This window comes from Paenibacillus sp. EKM301P (assembly GCF_011800295.1).
In the GTDB taxonomy this organism is placed as follows: domain Bacteria; phylum Bacillota; class Bacilli; order Paenibacillales; family Paenibacillaceae; genus Paenibacillus; species Paenibacillus polymyxa.
This window is the reverse complement of sequence record NZ_JAALFM010000010.1, coordinates 121094-141475: the sequence shown is the minus strand read 5'-3', so window position 1 is coordinate 141475 and position 20382 is coordinate 121094. Positions and strand designations below refer to the sequence as shown.

General features: G+C 42.8%; 2 protein-coding genes. Both read right to left on the bottom strand.

The window, feature by feature from the left end; all coding sequences use genetic code 11:
• Positions 1-4570, bottom strand: a 4570-nt coding sequence (locus HFD99_RS20395) for a non-ribosomal peptide synthetase (protein WP_167440992.1), incomplete at its 3' end; no start/stop codon positions are given.
• 16 nt (positions 4571-4586) lie between these two features.
• The gene (locus HFD99_RS20390; RefSeq protein WP_167440991.1) at positions 4587-20336 is read right to left on the bottom strand and encodes a non-ribosomal peptide synthetase; all 15750 of its coding nucleotides are present in this window, start codon (positions 20334-20336) and stop codon (positions 4587-4589) included.
• Positions 20337-20382 lie beyond the last annotated feature (46 nt).

The following is a 20382-nucleotide window of genomic DNA, read 5'->3' as shown; positions in this document are numbered from 1 at the left end:
ACAATTGATGAATCGTCTTCTCCCTTGGATAAGGCGCAGCCGTCCCGTTGAATTTCTTCAAAATCACTTCTTTTTCTACCGTTGTTAATAAATCTGTATCACCTATCGTTTGTGTGCTATTAGCTACAAAAGACCTTAGCACCACCACCATATGATCCAAGAAGCGTTCGACAGTGTCCTTTTGGAACAAAGCACTGTTGTACTCCAAATTTAAATGAAGGTAGCTGCCTGTTTCTTCCGCGCTCAAGGTTAAATCAAATCGGGAAACACCTGGATTGAACGGAAACGGTTTGAATTCCAACCCACTAGATTGTAGGGGTTGCCCTTTTGTATTTTGCATAACAAACATGGTGTCGAAGATCGGGCTTCGGCTCACATCTCTCCGCAGCGCAAGCTTTTCGACCAATTGCTCAAAGGGATATTCCTGATGCTCAAAAGCAGATAAAACCGCTTCCTTAACTTCATCCAAAAAAGCAGAAAGACTCTTCTCCGATGAAGGGCTAGTACGCAGTGCCAACGTATTGACAAACATGCCGACGATCTTTTCCGTGTCTGGATGTCTCCTCCCAGCAACCGGCGTACCGATGACAATGTCATCTTGTCGTGCATGCTTGGACAAAACAACGTTATATACAGCCAGTAAAATCATGAATAATGTACTTTGAGTTTCAGCTGCGAGTTTATGAAGTGGCTCTGTTATATCATCGCCCAGAATTCGAGATACCGTGTTACCTTCATAGCTTTGAATAGACGGTCTTGGAAAATCCGTTGGTAGCTCCAGTACAGGTGGCTCATTTTTAAAGATGTCCAGCCAGTAGGATTCCTGATCTTTAATAAATCCATGATTTACTTGCTCATTATGCCAGCTAGCATAATCTTTGTACTGAACGGATAGAGGCGGAAGTGCTTGTCCATCATACGATTTTACAAATTCATCCATAATAATAGACATAGAAACGCCATCCGAAATAATATGGTGCAAATCAACCAGCAGCATATTTTGGTTCTCTGTCAACGGAATCAGCTCGCCTCTTAATAAAGGGGCACGGCTCAGGTCAAACGGTTGGACAAATTCACTTAGCACCGTTTCTATTTGCTGTTCCTCTAAATCCTCTTTGCTGGTCAGACTATGAATCTTCAACTCAAATTCTACTTCGTCATGTACGCTTTGAACTGGCTCTCCGTTGATCCATGAAAATGAAGTGCGCAATGCTTCATGCCTGTTAATCAGAGTGGTGAATGCCATTTTCAACCGCTCCTGATCCAGATGGCCTTGAACGAGCATGACAGAAGGCATATTGTAAACCAGTTCCGCTCCTTCAAGTTGATGCAGTATCATCTGACGTCTTTGCGAGGAGGAAACCGGATAATAGGTTTGACCAGAAAGTAGAGCAATTTCGGTAAATGTACCTGCCCCTCTCCCGATGGTACGTTCAATGAGTTTGCTCATGCTTTCCACAGTTGGATACTCAAATATTTCACGCATAGGCAACTCGACCTGGAATTCTCGAATAATTTTCCCGATCAGTATTGTAGCCTTTAGCGAATGTCCACCCAGTTCAAAAAAATGGCTGTGTACACCTATTGGGCTCACATGCAGAATATCCTCCCACAAACGTACTAGACGAGTTTCTGTATCTGTACGAGGAGCTACAAACCCCTGCTCCCGAATCACATGATGGGGCTCAGGAAGCGCTCCTCGGTTCACCTTTCCATTAGTCGTAAGAGGTATCGCAGCAATCTGTATTAGATGAGCAGGTACCATATACAAGGGTAGAGACGCTTTCAAATAGGATCGTATTTCCTGTGTTAAGAGTTCACGGTCAGACACAATATAAGCGCATAAATACGTTTCGTCCTCTTGGTCTTTTCTAGATAGAACAACGGCCTCTCTGATGTCATGATGAGAGAGCAGGACCTTTTCGATTTCTCCAGTCTCAATACGATATCCACGAATTTTCACCTGATGGTCTGTTCTTCCGAGATACTCCACATTGCCGTCAGGAAGCCACTTTGCCAAGTCCCCTGTTTTATACATGCGCTCTCCGATAACGAAGGGACTATCTGTGAATCTTTCGTCCGTTAGATCAGGTTGATTAATGTAGCCTTGGGCTACTCCTGTACCAGCAATATAAAGTTCCCCCGGAATACCGACAGGAAGCAGTCTCCCCTCCTGATCCAAAATGTACAACCGGTTATTGTCAATCGGCTTACCGATTGGAATACTCTGCAAATCATCTCCATCCGGGCAATCAAACCATGTTGCATCCACTGTTGCCTCTGTTGGTCCGTATAAATTATGCAGAGTTGTGCCATTCGGCTTTCGAAGCAGAGTATTAAACCGTCTGGCTTGCTTTACTGTTAGTGCCTCCCCGCTAGCGAAAACTCGTTTAATACTGCTGAGTTTTCCCTCTGCTTGGTGCTGCTCAACATACTCCAAAAAAACAGACAACATGGAAGGTACAAAATGAAGGGTTGTAATTTTCTGCTCTGCCACCGTGTTCACCAGTAGCTTGGGATCCTTCTCCCCATCAGGTGGAAGAAAGTAGACTGAAGCTCCGGCTATAGCCCACCAAAATAGTTCCCATACAGAAACATCAAAGGTGTAAGGTGTTTTCTGTAAAATGGTATCGTCCACACCAATCGGATACTTTTTTTGCATCCAATGAAGTCGATTCACTATAGAGGTGTGACGAATCATAACCCCTTTAGGCTTACCTGTAGAACCGGAAGTATAAATTACGTAAGCTACATCCTCCGGCCCACTGTAAGGTTCAAGATTAGTTTTTTCAGTTGCCCAGTCTGCTCCGATCGCAAGCACGCTGATATTCTGTGAAAGATCCTTCAATGTAGATTGGATTTCCTGCTGCACCAGCAGGATGGAAGCGCCGCTGTTACCCGCTATATATTGAATTCGCTCCAGAGGATCCTCTGGATTGATTGGCAAGTAAGCTCCCCCTGCCTTAAGAATAGCCATGATCCCGACTAGCATCTCCGGTGAGCGATAGGCTGCAATCCCAACAATCTGGCCAGTTTGCACCCCTTTCATCCTCAAGACGCGAGCCAATCGATTAGCCCGTTCGTTCAATTCCAGATAAGTTAACCGCCCATCAGCAAATGCTGCTGCCAAACGATTCGGCGTCAGCGCCGCCTGCTCTTCGAAAAGCTGTTGAATCGTTTGACTTTGAGGATACAAGGCATCTGTATCATTAAAATCTCGCAGGATTCTGTGTTTTTCCTCGCCAGAAAGCAAATCAATATCGTCCACATCCATGTGCGGATTAGAGACTACCTGTTCAGCTATTTGTTTTAGATGCAGTTCAATTCTTTGAATATCTGAAGCTTGATAAGCAATACTGTTATAGCCGAACTTAACTTTCAATTCTTTACCAGGAATGACTCCAATATTAAAATCATAATTCGTTTGCTCAAAACCTTCGGTTTCCACAATTGAAACAAGCTGTTCTCCTTCTCCACCCGCAAGCTCTTCAGTAATTGGGTAGTTCTCGAACGCTATGATATGGTGGATCAAGTTCTTACCCAGTGGGGTTAGCATCTGGATATCAGCCAAGGATAGAAAATGGTACTTCCCCGATTCCATCATGTTCTGCTGAAATTGTTTAATTATTTGAGAAAATGTTTGTGCTTCTTTATGACAAATACGTACAGGAATCGTATTAATAAATAATCCAACCATTTTCTCCGACCCTTCCAGCTCAGCTGGACGGCCGGAAACAACGGAACCAAATACCACATCCTTGGTGTCATTGTATCTTTGCAGCAACAGACCCCATATCCCGTGAAATACAGAACTTAAGGTTACCTGATTTTGCTGTGCTATCATTTCCAAACCACGGGTTAACTGCTCATCCAAGGTAAAAATATGGTTGTTCAGCTTGTAGCTTCCATCCTCAGTTGACTTGCTGCTAAGAGGTAAGCCACTTTGCTCTTCCACACCTGATAATTGTTGTTCCCAATAAGCAAGAGCTGTCTTCTTATTTTGCTGCCCTAACCAACTGATATATCGGCTATACGGAAATACAGCGTCCAATTCTGGCTTCTGCTTGATGGAATAAGCTCTGTAAATTTGGAACAGATCCTTCGCAATGGTACCAATACACCAGCCATCCATAATGATGTGATGAAAGCTTAGAACCATTTTGCAGCTTGTATCACTTAATGCAAGAACACTTATCCGAATCAGGAGATCCTTTTCAAGATCAAAACGCATTTTCCGATCATTAATCGTAAAATTATCAACATATAAACGTTGTTCTGCTTCATTTAATTCTGTAATGTCTCTATAATCAATCGTTGCTTCTTTATTAGCCAGCACGACTTGTAACGGTTGGTCTGTTTCTTTATAAACAAACACAGTCCGTAACACATCATAACGGTCAATTAGGGTTTGAAAGCTTTCCTTCAGCGTCTCTGCATTCAACCGTTCATTTATGGTAATGACCGTTTGATCAAAATATGCTTCTGAGTGCTCGTCTAAAATGGAGTGATATAGAAGCCCCTCCTGCATGGGTGTCAATGGATAAATGTTTTGAATGAGTGCGTTTCTCATACGGCTCACCACTTTGCTACAAGTTTAGTTTGTTACTTAAAAGTTGGGACAGGTTCTGAAACTCATCGATTGACAACTTGTCATAGAGAAAATCAGTTGGACTTTGTTCCGTTACTTGTTTGCTGCAGCAATGGTCGATTAGATTCGTCAAATGTTTTTGGAATAAAAATAATAGTTGTTCAATGGTTTGTTGCTGGTATTCTTGCTTGTTATAGTTGCATGTAATAATTAATTGTTCGCTTTCATTAATAATGCAGTTGATATCTAACGCTACAGATCTTTCCGTGAAGGGACTAGCCTCTTCTCCTGAGGAAAATTTAGAAAGTGTAAATACATCTGTATCTAGTTCCGTATCAAAACGCCCCATATAATTAAAGGCAATTTCAGGAGCGGCCTGAAATGCAGTCACACCAGACTCATTCACTTGAGCATAGTTTAATACCCCATACCCAAAGCCCTTGTTCGGTATCCTTCTAAGACTGTCTTTGATGTTCTTAATCTGATATGAGAGATCATGCGCATTGTCCACTTCCAGTAAAAATGGATACATTGTTGTGAACCAGCCAACAGTTCTGGAAATGTTCATTTCCTGAAATACTTCTTCTCGCCCATGCCCTTCAAGATAGATCAACACACGAGACTGCTGAGTCCATTCTTTGATACTTAATCCAAGAGCAGTGAGCAAAATGTCATTAATTTCAGTATTGTAGGCCTGGTGCACCTGTCTTAACAATTTGCTAGTGTTCTCATTATCAAGTGATACAGTTACATTTTCACTATCACGCAACATGTTGGTTTCATAGGAGCTGTCTTTAGGCAACGCTCCAGACTGAGTTTGCTCCAGCTGTGCCCAGTATTCCAGTTCCTGCGCCAGCTCCTCGCTTGTTGCATATTGGCTTATTTCTTGTGCCCATGAGCGGTAAGAATCCGTTTTGTCTGGCAAGTGTAGTGCTGTCCCCTGCTGATATTGCTGATAAAGGGACGTAAAATCTTGTAAAATAATTCTCCACGAAACCCCATCAACTACCAGGTGATGAACCGCAATGAGCAGGTGATCCCCTTCAGCAGTCCGGAATAATCCAAGCTTCATTAAAGGACCGGTGGTGAGATCGAAACTACTTTGAATAGCCGTCGCTTCTTGCTCAATCCATGCTTCTGCTGGTAGACCTTCAGGCAGTGATTTTATCGTCAAGGATAGTGGTTGATTGTTTAGTCCTTCATTGTATTGAACGATGCGATCTTCTCTCTGACAGAATGTCATCCTTAAGGCATCATGATGTTTAACAATGCAGTCAAATGCAGCCATAATCCCTTGCTCATCAAAACCGTCTTCAGAAAATAGCATGACGGACTGATTAAAATGCTGAGGACTTACCTTCTGTAGATGGAAGAATCGCTGCTGTATTGGCGTTAAAGGCAGCTCTCCCTCAATGGCTTCCTGACTAATCTTCCGACGGATCACCTTAACGAATGGGCTCAATTGTCTAATCTGAGGGTACAAAAATAATTCTTTAATGCTTAGCTTGTAGCCATGCGTGTTCAAACGTGAGACGATTTGCAGACCCTTAATAGAGTCTCCTCCCAAATCAAAGAAGTTGTGAGTCGCACTTACGCCTGTTACGGCAAGCACTTCCTCCCATATGTGGGCCAGCAATACTTCAGTCTCACCTGTTGGTTCCACATACTCTACTTCTAAGGCACCGCTCCAGTCAGGTTCAGGTAATGCTTTACGGTTAATCTTTCCGCCTGGTGTTATGGGAATCATGTCAAGCGGAACATACACCGAAGGTATCATGTAATCAGGAAGCTCCTTAGCCAACTGTATTTTGATACGATCCGTATCTACTGGGTTAGCTGATACCACATAAGCGCATAAATAAGAACTTCCCTTATTTTCTTTGACCATCACGACAGTTTCCTGAATTTCAGCTATGCCTAAAAGATGATATTCAATTTCACTAAGTTCAATCCTGTACCCGCGAATTTTGACCTGAAAATCGGATCTACCCAGGAATGCAATATTACCGTCAGGCAAGTATTTAGCTAAATCCCCCGTTTTATAGAGCTTTTCATAGCCAGGCATTGAATAAGGATTATCTATAAAGCTGGCCTTCGTTTTGATCGGATCATTCAAATATCCAATCCCAAGTGGTGTACCTGCAATATACATTTCTCCTGTAACTCCTACGGGAACCCTCTTTAGTCCAGAGTCCAATATATAAATCTTAGTATTGGCAATTGGCTTTCCGATCGGAATTCTGTCTTCATCTCCTGTCACTCGATAAGCAACACAGCCAATACTTGCCTCCGTTGGACCATACAGGTTCGTGATTTGAACATGAGGAAAAATGGTTAAAAACGTATGAACTGTCGATGGCGTAATTTCCTCACCACCAAGAATAACTTGTTGAAGAGAATCCAATTGCTTAGTTCGAGTTGAATTTTGATCTAACTGGTTGACAATAGCATTAAATACGGATGGAACGAAGTCTGTAAAAGAAATACGCTCCTGTTCAATAATATTTGTCATGTACGTAGCATCCACTGTCATGCCTGTTTCCGGCAAAACAGTTGTGCCACCGTTCATTAATGGCCAGAACAATTGCCAGACCGCGCTGTCGTATACATGATGAGTCGTCTGGAGAACACTTTGTGCAGCCGATGTTCCAAAATAGTCATTCATCCATAGAAAACGATTGGTGATTCCTTTATGGGCAGCAATAACTCCTTTTGGTTTGCCGGTTGAACCCGAAGTGAAGATGACATAGATTGGTGATTCCATATCTACATCTACTACCGGGTTACTGATAGCGTTACTCCTCTTTTCGACTACAGAGCAGTCTATAGCTAGATACTCTCCAGCATTTATTTCTGAACTGATAGGAGTACTTGAATTGACCAGTAGGATAGAACTTCCCAAATCCTGCAAAGCGCTCTGTAAGCGATCAATAGGCCACTCTGTATCAAGAGGCGAAAAAGCAGCCCCTGTTTTCATAACAGCCAGTATGGATACTACCAGTTCCAGGCTCCGTTCCATGAGTATAGGTACATAACTTCCAAGTCCAATTCCTTTAGCCAACAAATCGCCTGCTATCGCATTCGCCTGATCATTTAATTCCTTATAGGTCAGCACCTGATCTTGATAGATAACGGCTCTAGCATCAGGTCTTTTGCCAGCCTGCTCCTCAATATAATGATGTATAGGTCTCGGCTGTGGATAAGCTATATCAGTGCTGTTATAACGCTCCTCTATAGCAGCCGCTTCTGTTGCGCTTAGGAGATTAATATCAGTCAATGCCATATCAGCGTTTTGGACTATTTCCTCTAATACATTTAGGTAATGCTCGACGAGAAGCTCAATGGTTTCTTTTTTATACAGTTTTGTACTGTACTCAAATTCTAGATGAACTCTCCCAGCCTTTTGTTCGGCATTCAGTACAAGATCGAATTTGGAAATCCCCGTTTTGAATGGATATAACTCAAAGTAAAGGTTATCAGCTTGCCACTGCTGTGCATCCGTGTTCATAAAGGAGAACATCGTGTCAAATAACGGATTTCGACTCAAGTCTCTCTTGATGGACAGCTTATCAACCAGTTCGGCAAATGAATACGATTGATTTTGCAGAGCTTGTAGCGTGTTTTCTTTTACTTCGTTCAAAAAGGTTTTGAAGCTCTTATGACTAGCCGGATGGTTCCGAATAGCTAGTGTATTAACGAATAACCCTACGATCCCGTTGGTATCTGCATGCGTTCGTCCAGACGTTGGAATACCAATTACGACATCTTCTTGTCCCGCATATTTCCCCAACAGCACATTATAGGCAGCAAATAAGAGCATAAAGAGAGTGCTATCTGTTTGAAGACAAGTGAGGTTCAACTGTTCTACAAGCTTTTCGGACAGCTCAATTTTCACCATATCTCCAACAAAACTCTGCAATTGTGGGCGCTGATAGTCTGTAGGTAGATCTAGAACGGGCAGTTCTCCCTTATATTGCTCAAGCCAATATTGTTCCTGCTTTGCATGAATTTCTGTATTCGATCTGAGCCAAGCAGAGTAATCTTTGTATTGAAGCGGTAAAACGGGCAGTTCTTCTCCCTTGTACAGCTTGTTCCATTCGTTAATAATGGTGTCGATAGAAGTACCGTCGGCTATCAAATGGTGCATATCAATAAGAAGCATACATTTATCCCGATCCATTTGATGAAGCTCCGCCCGCAATAGCGGGGCTTTACCAACATCAAAAGGCCGTATGAAATTACGAATCAATGTATCTATACCCTTTGTCGTAATATCACCAGCAGCCCGGGCAAAGCCAAGTTCAAAGCTTACCTCTGGTTGTACAAATTGCACCGCTCTATCATCCACATATCCGAAAGAGGTCCGAAATGCTTCGTGCCGGGCTACTAATTGCTCAAAGGTACGCTCCACTCTTCTTCGATCTACATGACCTTCGATCATCAATGCTGCCGACATGTTGTAAGCCACACCCGTCTCATCCAGCGGTAGCACGGCCAACAATCTGGATTGTGCTGGAGAAACCTCATAATAAGCTTCCTCAGTCACTGCCTCAATTCGTCGATAATCTGTTGGCTTGGCAGCAAGTATTTTCTTGGAGAGTGCTTCGATTGTTGGTGCCCCAAATATATCTTGAGTCGAAATTTCGATATGAAAGACCTCGTTGATTTTCGCAGTCAACAGAGTAGCTTTCATCGAGTGCCCACCTATTTCAAAAAAATGATCGTGTATACCAATCGGCGAAATCTCCAGCAGATCCTGCCACATTTCGATCAATAGCTGCTCCGTTTCATTATTGGGCCCAACGTGCTGTAATTCTTTGTGGAGATGATCACCTGGTTCAGGCAATGCATTTTTACTAACTTTACCATTTGCTGTCAGCGGCATCGCATCCAACAAAATTACATGGGCTGGTACCATATAGTGAGGCAGGCTTGACGACAAATAGTCTTTCAAAATATCTACTGTAACTGATTCCCGCAAAACGGCATAAGCGCATAAATACGGATTGTCATCTGTTCCTTTAATCACTACTGCTGCCTCTTTTACCGCTCTGTGAGCCAACAATGTGCTTTCAATTTCACCTGGCTCAATCCGGTAGCCTCTGATTTTAACTTGTTGATCTGCTCGGCCAAGATACTCTAGCGTTCCGTCAGGTAACCATCTCACCAAATCTCCTGTTCTGTAGAGCTTCATATTGTCCAAATAAGGATGCGGGATAAATTTCTGCGCCGTAAGCTCAGGGCGATTACGATATTCTCGCGCAATACCTTTACCCCAAACACATAATTCTCCTGGAAGTCCTATTGGTCGCAACTGCAAGTATTGATCCAGAATGAGAACACCCGTATTGGGAATCGGCTTTCCAATACACCCCACTTCTTCAGGCCCCATATCTCGTAACATCGTTGTAACTACGCTATTTTCTGTTGGGCCATATTCATTGAACAATTGAATGCCGGGATGTTTGGCTTGGCTGGCTTCTACCAACCGTTTCGTTGCTTTCTCACCGCCTAACGTTACAACCTTGAGAGACATGGCTTCATCTGGAGCCAGACCCTCTATAACAGACATGTACATGGAAGGAGTACACACGAGATGTGTAATATGACTTGATAAAATTAAGGCCTTCAGAGCCGATAATTCACTCAATTCCTCATTCGTAGGCAGCACCACCGTACTTCCAGACAGCAGCGGAGTAAAAAAGGCACCCACAAAAGCATCAAATGAGCTAGACAGCAATGGCAGGATACGGTCTGTTGCTTCTAGTGCGTATTCATTTATTCTCCAAGATAACGTATTTAATATCGCTCGATGCTCAATACAAACTCCTTTAGGAGTACCGGTTGAGCCCGATGTATAGATCACATATGCCAAATGACTTGAATCCGATTCCCACTTGGAAGACAACTTGCTTTCTGTTTTATACCACTCATCATCGTCCATATTTAGGACTAAGCCTTCATAAGTAGTAGCATTGTAATTAGATGAGTCATTCAACAACAGGAGCGGAGCCCCGCTATCCTCAAGCATAAAGTGAATTCGTTCTTCTGGATAAGAACTGTCGATTGGAAGATAGGCACCACCGGCTTTTAAAATAGCCAACATACCCACGGCCAAATCTAATGAACGGCCCGCCATTAATCCGACTACAGTGTCTGCCCCTACTCCCCGCTTCATTAATGCCCTCGCCAGCTGATTTGATTTCTCGTTCAGCTCTTTATAAGTAATCACATGTCCCTGATGAACTACAGCTACTTGATCCGGACTTTTGAGGGCTTGCTCTTCGAATTGCAAGTGCAGCGTTTCTTGTTTCTTCACTATCGATGAAGATGGCGGATCAAAAGTGTTAAAGCCGTGTATTAGCTGTAACTTCTCTTCCTCAGGCAACCATTCCAACTTCCCAATCTCGCTCCAAGGTTGTTTCAAAATGGAGCGTAGTATTTGTATATAGAGGCTAGCAAGGCGATCAATCGTTTCTGATCGGAACAATTGGGTACAATAATTGAAGCGTAAGGCCAGACCCTCCTGCCATTCGTCAGCACTTAGTACCAAGTCGAATTGGGAAATCCCTGGATTGAATTCACTTGGATGAAATTTTACTCCATTGGCTTCAAGAGAACTCATCTCAAAATTCTGCATGACAAACATCGTATCAAACAAAGGATTGCGTCCTTGGTCACGACGGATATCCAGTCTCTCAATCAATGCTTCAAAAGGATAGTCTTGATAATCCATAGCTCGTAGAGTCGTTTCTTTGACCTCTTGCAAAAATGAATGAAAACTACGCTGAGGAGACGGACGGTTCCGCAAAGCTAACGTGTTGACAAACATCCCCATCATCGTTTCCGTGTTCGGATGCTGACGCCCTGCCACCGCTGTTCCTACAATAATATCTTCCTGACCCGTATACTTTGCGAGCAGTATATTATAAGCCGCAAGCAGGATCATAAAAGCTGTAGTCCCCGTATTTTTGGCAAGCTTCTTTAATTCTTCTGTCATCGCTGAAGTGATGTTATACGACAATACAGCCCCTTCGTAGCTTTGATGTAATGGTCTAGGGAAGTCCGTAGGCATTGCCAGTATAGGTAATTCTCCGTTCAAAACATTTTTCCAATAATGTTCCTGTTCAAACAAACGATTACTGGTATACTGTTCCTTTTGCCATGCAACAAAATCTTTATATTGAATTTGGATCGGAGCTAAAATTTCACTCCGGTACAGTTGTACGAGTTCATTAAGGAAAATGGATAACGAAAGCCCATCTGCAATACTGTGATGCATATCCATGACCAACATATGTTTATTAGCCTCAAAGCGAAACAATTCTGCTCTGAAAAGTGGCCATTGGCGCAGATCAAACGGACGGACAAACAAGCGACTCATCTCGTCTGCATCTTTCTCCAATATTTCTGTGACTTTGATTTCAAAAGTCGGCTCATCATGAATAACTTGTACAATTTCGCCATCCACGATATTAAAAGAAGTACGAAATGATTCATGACGCCGGATCAAATCCAGGCAAGCCTTCTGAAGACGAGGGATATCTAGATCCCCATCAATACGCACCTGACCCGTAATATTGTAGGCTGTACCTATCCCCATATCCTGTAAGACAAACATACGCCTTTGGGCATCTGATACTGCATAATGCGTACATTCTTCGAGCTTTTTAATAGAAACGGCTGTTCCTTGTTTGGCTCCTTCGATCACCTTGGCCAAGGTCGAAACTGTCGGTGAATGGAAAAGTACATTCAAAGGGATTCGTTTGCCAAACTCTTGATGAACTCTGGCAAGCAAGAGAGTCGCCTTCAACGAATCTCCTCCTAGATCAAAGAAATTGTCATCAGATCTAACACGATTTAATCCCAGCACCGTTTCCCAAATTTCTCCTACTTTTCTCTCCGTGCTACTAACTGCCTCAACAGGTTCTTTGCTAACAGCTTGTTTCATAGTAGAAAGCTGCGACAAGTCTACATATCCCTGCGAATTTAAGGGCATGTTTTCAAGCTGTACGATCTGTTGAGGTACCCATTGGTCTTGCAAATGATTTCGCAATTGCTTGCGAAGAATTTCCTCTATTCCATCATTAATACTCGTAACATAAGCAACCAAATGTGTGTCTGCTCTGCCGTCTGTGCTCTGGGCTATCACTTGGCATTCGCTAATTTGTGGAATAGAGGTAATAAATCGTTCAAGCTGTTCAGTATATATGGCATGTCCTTTTATATAGGCTCGCTTCTGAACAGGTCCCAACAATTGTAATTCACCGTTTGCGGTTCGCAAAGCCAGGATTCCTGTCGGTAAATATACTAAATTTTCGGAAGGCGATTCGTTTTCCTGTACTACATGCAATTCCCCGATCGTCCCCACAGGCGCAGGTTGCAGATAATGATCCAGTAAATAGATGGCTCTTGGTGAATCATTGTCCGTAATGTCGCTGGATTCGAGTTCCACATAGTCCCTGTAGTTTTTAGCCCCATATTTCAGTTCATCCTGATTTAAGAGTGAGATATCTACAAAATCCCGTTCCTGCCCATCAGCAATCGTGTTCAGGATGTGCAAAAAGTACTTTGCCCAAATCTGCATTGTTTCTGATGCGGCCAAGCTAGCTTTAATATCAAAATCAAACCAAAGCTCTCCTTCAACCTCCATCACATTGAGAAACATGTCATATTTGGAGTACAGGATCGGTGTCGGTATCAATTCAACATCCAGTCCATGAAAATGAAAATTCTGCATCGGTCGATCCATGTTGAAGATGACATTCATTTCAGGAATCAGTATGTTTTCTATACGCTCAATTAGATCAGCAAAAGAGTAGTTTTGAAGCGGTTCGACTTCCTGCATGACTCGCTTAACTTGTGTCATATACTTAAATAATGATTCTTTGCTGGTAATATGGCTCACAATCGGTAGCATATTAACACAGTTTCCGATCAAATTAACTTGTTCCATTCTAGACTGACCAGAGGTAGGAATACCTACTACTATCGTGGTGTTTCCCGTTAAACGGTGCAGAAATACTTTATATGCTGTCAAAAGTGTGACAAACAGACTGTTACCCGCTTTAATACTAAATTTTTTCAATTTTCTCGTCAGCGTACTGTCTGCCCGAATATTTATTCTTCTTCCACTATACGCTGGTTTCTTCATACCACCGTCCTCTGACGGAATGTCCATGGCGACAGAGACGGAATCCAATGTCTGTGCCCAGTAAGAAACTGCCTCACTCACTCCTGCACGCTCTAGTTCCAACTGTTGCCAAGCTTGAAATTCCCTGAATTTTGGCGGTACAGGCAGCTTGACTATATTTTCACCTTTGCAGAAAGAAGTGTAGACTTGCTCCCATTCACGGATAAACACTGCCATTGACCAACCATCCGCAATAATATGATGAAACGTGAATACTACAATATGTTCATCCGGTTTTAAACGTAAAATGTGAGTTCGGAACAATGGTTCTTTGGACGTCAGATCAAACGTTCTTTGCCCCTCTTCCTCAAACCATTGCTTGACCTTTTCTTCATGCTCTGATGGAGGAAATCCTGAGAAATCATTCAGGGAGATGACCACATTCACATTCTCAAGAACATGCTGTTCTTCACCATCGGGGTCAATAACCGTCCGTAGCGACTCATGCCGATTCACAATTGTCTGTACTGAACGTTTTACAGTATCAAGCTGCAGTTGACCCTGCATTCGCAATGCTGCTATCTCGTTGAATGCAGTAGATGAATCACTTCTGGATTGCGTAGCAAACCAAATTTGCTGCTGCTCCTTTGTTAAAGGGAACGATGAGGATTCGAGGGGAACCACATCATTTTTTCGGCTTCCATTTCCATCTGGTGATGGCGTATGGTCAGGTAGGAATCCCCCTTTTCTCAATTCCTCCACACTTTCCTTTACAGCCTGTGTAATTTGTTGAAGGTCTCCATCTGTATGAGAAGTCGATAAAAAGCAATTGCGACCTTCCCATATGTAAATTCCCTTGTCAATCAGCAGATGGAAAAAGAGCTCAATGTCGCCAAACGAAACAAACCGGAATAATGAGCCATAGTTCACCATGTGGATAGGCACACTATTTTGTTTAAAATAAGTATTCAGCTCTGCTACCCATTCGTTGGTTCTTCGGTTCAGTTGTTCCTGAAGATTCGGTCCTTCAGACTTCAAATATTTCAAAGTGGCTAGAGCCGTATGCATGGTCAGCGGATGTGTACAGAAAGTACCACCTACGAACGTTTTAATATTCGTGTTTTCTGGATAGGAGTTATCTCCGAACGACCACACACCTCCATCTACGGTGTCCATAAATTCTGAGCTTCCGGCGACTATGCCAACAGGCATACCTCCGCCCGCCACTTTTCCGTAAGTAACTAAATCAGCTTTAATTCCAAACCAGGCCTGAGCACCTCCTGGATGAATTCTAAATCCTGTGATTACTTCATCAAAAATAAGTGCCGTTCCCGAATGTGCTGTTATTTCGCGAATTTGCTCCAAAAACTCCTTTGGTTGCAAATCCGGTCTTCGACTCTGTACAGGCTCCACCAATACGGCGGCAAGTTCATGTGCATAATGTTTGATAGCTTTTATAGAATCCGGGTGATTATAAGGGAGTACAATTACATCCTCCATCATGCTCGAAGGGATTCCCGGTGCCATGGGCAAAGCCTCTCCCCCGCTTGAGTTCGGATCAGACACGGCAAGTACACCATCGAATGTTCCATGATAAGAACCAGCAAATAGTACTATTTTGGAGCGTCCTGTAGCTGCTCTAGCCAAACGTAAAGCGACCATAACAGCTTCTGACCCCGAATTGTAAAAGGCAACCCGCTCCACACCTGTCAGCTCGCTAATCAAGGCAGCAACCTCGCCTGCTGTATTCGACATAGGGCCGATCGAAGGCGTACGGTCGTGCACATTGCTCCGTAAAGTATCGGTTAGCCAAGCTGGATTATGACCCAATAAATGAACCCCGAAGCCCATAGTTAAATCAATGTACTCGTTCCCATCCACATCCCATATCCTTGAACCCGAAGCGCTCTCTGAAATGATAGGATATACAATTTCTTTCCAATAGGATCGGAACCCAGACACATGACGATTATTGGCATGAACCAGTCGACTTTCCTGTGTGTATTTCTTGGACCCAAGGGTTCGTTGAGTATATCGTTTAATAAAACGCTGTAAGAAATCATTTTGCCGCGCACTGTATCCACTTTCCTCACCGATCAGTAGAGGTTGATAGGGTACAAAGGGTTTGGATTCAGTAGTTGGATTCACTTTAATTGTAGAAGTGATAGGCACGTCAGTTGCCACAACATGCAGAGATGTAGGCTGAACACTGACTGTGTCTTTGTTTGTGGTTAACGGTGCTGCCTGAATAGTTCCTCCTTGACCGCCACTAAGCATCTCCAGTTGTTTGGTCAACACTTGAGTAAGTCCCAGCTGTTGGTTGTTCAGTAATTCAATTTGTTGAGAGAGTAACTTTTCCAGGCCACCCAACTCGGACGAAGGCTTTGCAGCAACCGTATTTTCCGGATTGACTTCTGTCCGATCATCGACCGTATTTAGAGCATCCGCAGCCGCAACTGATTGGGTGGTATATGTCAAATCTGAAATAAACGTTGTTAGACGATCCAGGTTTGTGACACTTTCAAAAAAGTGGTTCATGGGAACATCCACATTAAATTGTTCTCTAATTTCTTTTTGAACTTGAACTAGCATAATTGAATCCAAGCCCATTTCTAGAAAATGCATCTGCTCATCCAGTTGTTCCACCGTAAAACCAGAAACTTTACTGATTACATCTTTTAATACTTTGGAAATATTCGCTGTGTAGTCGATCTGATCTGTAGCTTGCAGCTCTTTTGGATACGCGGACTCCATACGTCTCTCCTCCCTGCCTACGTTACTTATCTGCACTACTTTTGGAGTAAACCAGCAACGATTTCGTTCAAAAGGGTACAAAGGCAGCGACTGGATTATTTTGATCTCATCCGCATAAAGCGCTTGCCATGGAATAGCCATACCTTTGACGTACAGTTCACCCAATTGACGTAGAGCGTGAATATCTGTATGTGCACTTGCTCTGATAGCTGTAATCAATCGACCTACCGTATCATCTTTTTCCCGTTTATGATCAACGCTCTGTTTCTGAGAACCTATATACATATCAGGTACATTCTCTTGTTGGTTCCCGGAAGTCCATCGCTCCAACTTGTGTAATAAATCTTCTAGGCTGGAAGTGATAACTGCTAATTTATGTTCCATATGAGCTCTGCCGATATGTGTGGTATAGCACATCTGCTCCAAGGAAACCGCTGGATTTAGGCGTAAATAGTCCACATATTCCTCAACCAAATGATGCAGGCTTCGCTCATTTTTTGCAGAAACCGTAAAAAGATGAACACCATCCGGCGTGTTTACAGATTCCTCATGTGTTCGCGTTTCTATAAACTCCTCCATAACAACATGAGCATTGGTTCCACTGAAACCAAAAGAACTTACTCCGCAGCGAAGTGGGGCATCATTTGAACTTAAATCTGCTACTTCTGTCGTCAAATAAAACGGCGACAATTCAAAATTAATACGGGAGCTAGGTTTCTTAAAATGAACCAACGGAGGATTCTTCCTCGTTTGCAGCATCAGAACTGCTTTAATAAGACTGGATACTCCTGCTGCTTCAAATAAGTGACCAATATTGGGTTTGACGGAACCGATTGCACAAAATTGTTTTTTGTCCGTATATTTTTCAAAAGCTTGTGTCAATCCCGCAATCTCAATAGGGTCCCCCAGTTTAGTTCCCGTTCCATGGGCTTCGATAAATGACAGAGTTTCCGGGTGAATAGCCGCATCATTCCAAGCCGCCTCCACCACTTCTGCCTGTGCGGAAGGACTAGGCGCAGTAATTCCTACCGTTGTACCATCCTGATTCACCGCACTTCCTTTTATTACTGCATAAATACGGTCTCCGTCTTGCAAAGCTTGATCGAGAGGCTTCAACAGAACCGCTGCAACCCCTTCTCCTACACCTGTTCCATCCGCTTCTGCATCAAAGGTACGAGCTCTGTAATTTGGCGATTCCATATCTAGTCCCAGCTTCACTGGTAATAGCATCGTTCGGATTCCTCCGGCAATCGCCATCTTGCAATCCCCCGTCGCTAACGCCTTGCAAGCCATATGAATCGCGACAAGTGAAGAGGAGCACGCCGTATCTACTGTTACTGCTGGACCTTTTAAATTAAGAAAGTAAGAAATCCGACTTGCCAGCACTGACGGTAAATTTCCAACAATATACTGGTGAAATTTGTCCGGTTCTCCTTTAGAGAGCATCCGCTCATAATCGTAGCCCACTTTTGAGAAGCCGACGTAAACTCCTACCTTTTGTCCATGAATCCGATCCCCTGCATAACCCCCATCTTCAAGTGCATGCCATGCCGTCTGAAGGAACAATCTCTGATTAGGGTCCATATAGCTAGCTTCCACAGGACTCAGCTTGAAGAACGCATAATCAAATTTATCAATTTCTTCTAGGAAGCCGCCTTCTATAAACTCTTCTTCTCCCTTCCTTTGATCCACAACTGATAAATAATCGATGGCGTCTTGCTTACGTTGAGAGCCTAAGTTCCCGATACAGTCATCGCCTTGGACAATATGATCCCAATACTGTGACACAGATGAAGAACCAGGTAAGTCCAAAGAGAGCCCAATAATAGCCACGTCCTTGCTATGATTGTGATCCGTATCATCCGTAGGAATATGCTGTTGTTCAGAATCAGTAGGGCTCGCTAAAAATTCTGCCAAGTGAGCTATTGAGGGATGATCAAACAAATCGGTAACTGCAAGCTTAATCCCCAGCTGATTTTCAATTTTGTCTGTAATCTGAACCAGTTGTAGGGAATTGGCTCCTAAATCAAAATAGCTGTCTCTCGTATCAACCTCTTGCCTAAGTAATACCTCGCAGCAAATATCGTGAAGTACTTTTTCGATCTCAAACGAAAGTGTAGGCAATTTTTGATTTTTGTTTTTTTGCTCCATAATCCCTTTTAAAACTAATGAAGTCTCCTGATAATGTCCCGCTTCATACTGAGCCGCAAGCTTATACCTCTGCAACTTCCCACTGGTCGTTTTGGGCATTTGCTTAATAGGTATAATATCGTGAACCGCCCATCCTCCATGACGATACAAATGTTTTTTTAATTGAGTTGCAATTGGAGAAAATTTTTCTATCGTCTTTTTGGATACGACAAATACCACAATTTCCTCTGATTCCATCCCATTAACACGAACTCCACACGCCGCCACACGATTAAGTTCGACTCCTTCTACTTCCTCAGCGATACGCTCGATGTCATGAGGGTAAACGTTCTGTCCATTTACAAATATGATATCCTTTGCTCTCCCTGTGACGACTAATTGACCTTCACGGAAGAACCCCAGATCGCCAGTTCTCACCCATCCGTCTAGCGTCAAAAGTTTGGATGTCGAATTCTCGTTGTTATAGTATCCCTTTGTAACATTTTCACCTTTGATTTGTATATGCCCAATAACGCGATCTGCGACTTCCTCATCCTCGTCATTGCATATTCTGATTTCACAATAATCTAACGACTGACCGACTACAACAAATGGCAGAGCATTATGAAAAGTCTTGTCTACCTCCAAGACAGACTCTCCAATGTTTAAGTGCTTACGATCAACATAAACGGTTATATAGTCAGCATCAATTGGCGGGATAGCAACTCCAACCGATGCTTCTGCTAAACCATATGATGCTCGCATACTCGTTCTTTTTAATCCAAAAGGAGCTAATGTCTCAAGAAATGCGTCACATAATTCAGTAGAGATAGGTTCAGCACCATTGATGATGGTACGGATCTTGGACAGATTCCAGTTCATTGCTTTTTCGGATTTGAAAAATTGCATGAAATACTTATATCCGAAGTTTGGCGAGGATATAATGCTTACTTGATGTTCACTAGCTTTTTTTATCCAAAGTACTGGCTGACGAATGAACAGCGAAGTCGGCATAATGTACTGATTCACTCCAGCAACTAATGGGGTAATATGATTGTAAATTAAACCCATATCATGGGTTAGAGGCATCCACTGCAAGAACGAATCTTGCTCTGTGACGACCGTCCTATTTATAATTCCACTTGTGTTATGAATGAGATTATGATGTGTAAGGATGACTCCCTTAGGATCACCTGTGGAACCGGAGGAAAACTGAATAAATGCTATATCCTCCAATTGAGGGGTGTGTATCTTTGCAAAGGATTGCTTAGGTTGTTCATGGTCTTGAAGAAGTAATTGATGACGATGGCGGATATTTTCGAATAGGTTATTCTGATTGGTTTTCAGGGTATATTTCTCAAGGTCTTTTAATATTTTAGGCTCAATGAGTAAAAAAGGATCGTTAAGAACATCCCAGATTTTAAAAAGCTTCATTCTATGCTCATCATTGTTACCGATGCTGACAGGTACCGGGATCATACCACCAAGAATGCAAGCCCAAAACGCTTTCACAAAATGACGATTATTTTCTATTTGAAATACGATTTCCTGTCCCTGCTTCACTCCTGCATTCTGAAGATTCTCCAGAAACGCTAGAGCTTCCCAATATAAATCTTTATAAGTAAGTGTTGTTTCGTTTTGATCCGACTCAATAAAGGTTATAAATTTATGGTCACTCTTTCCCCGTTCTGTAATAACATCAACCAGGGTTTTGAACCTTTTTGTATACATGCTATTCCCCCCGTATATCGTAAGATTTATTAGCTTCCAGTTAATA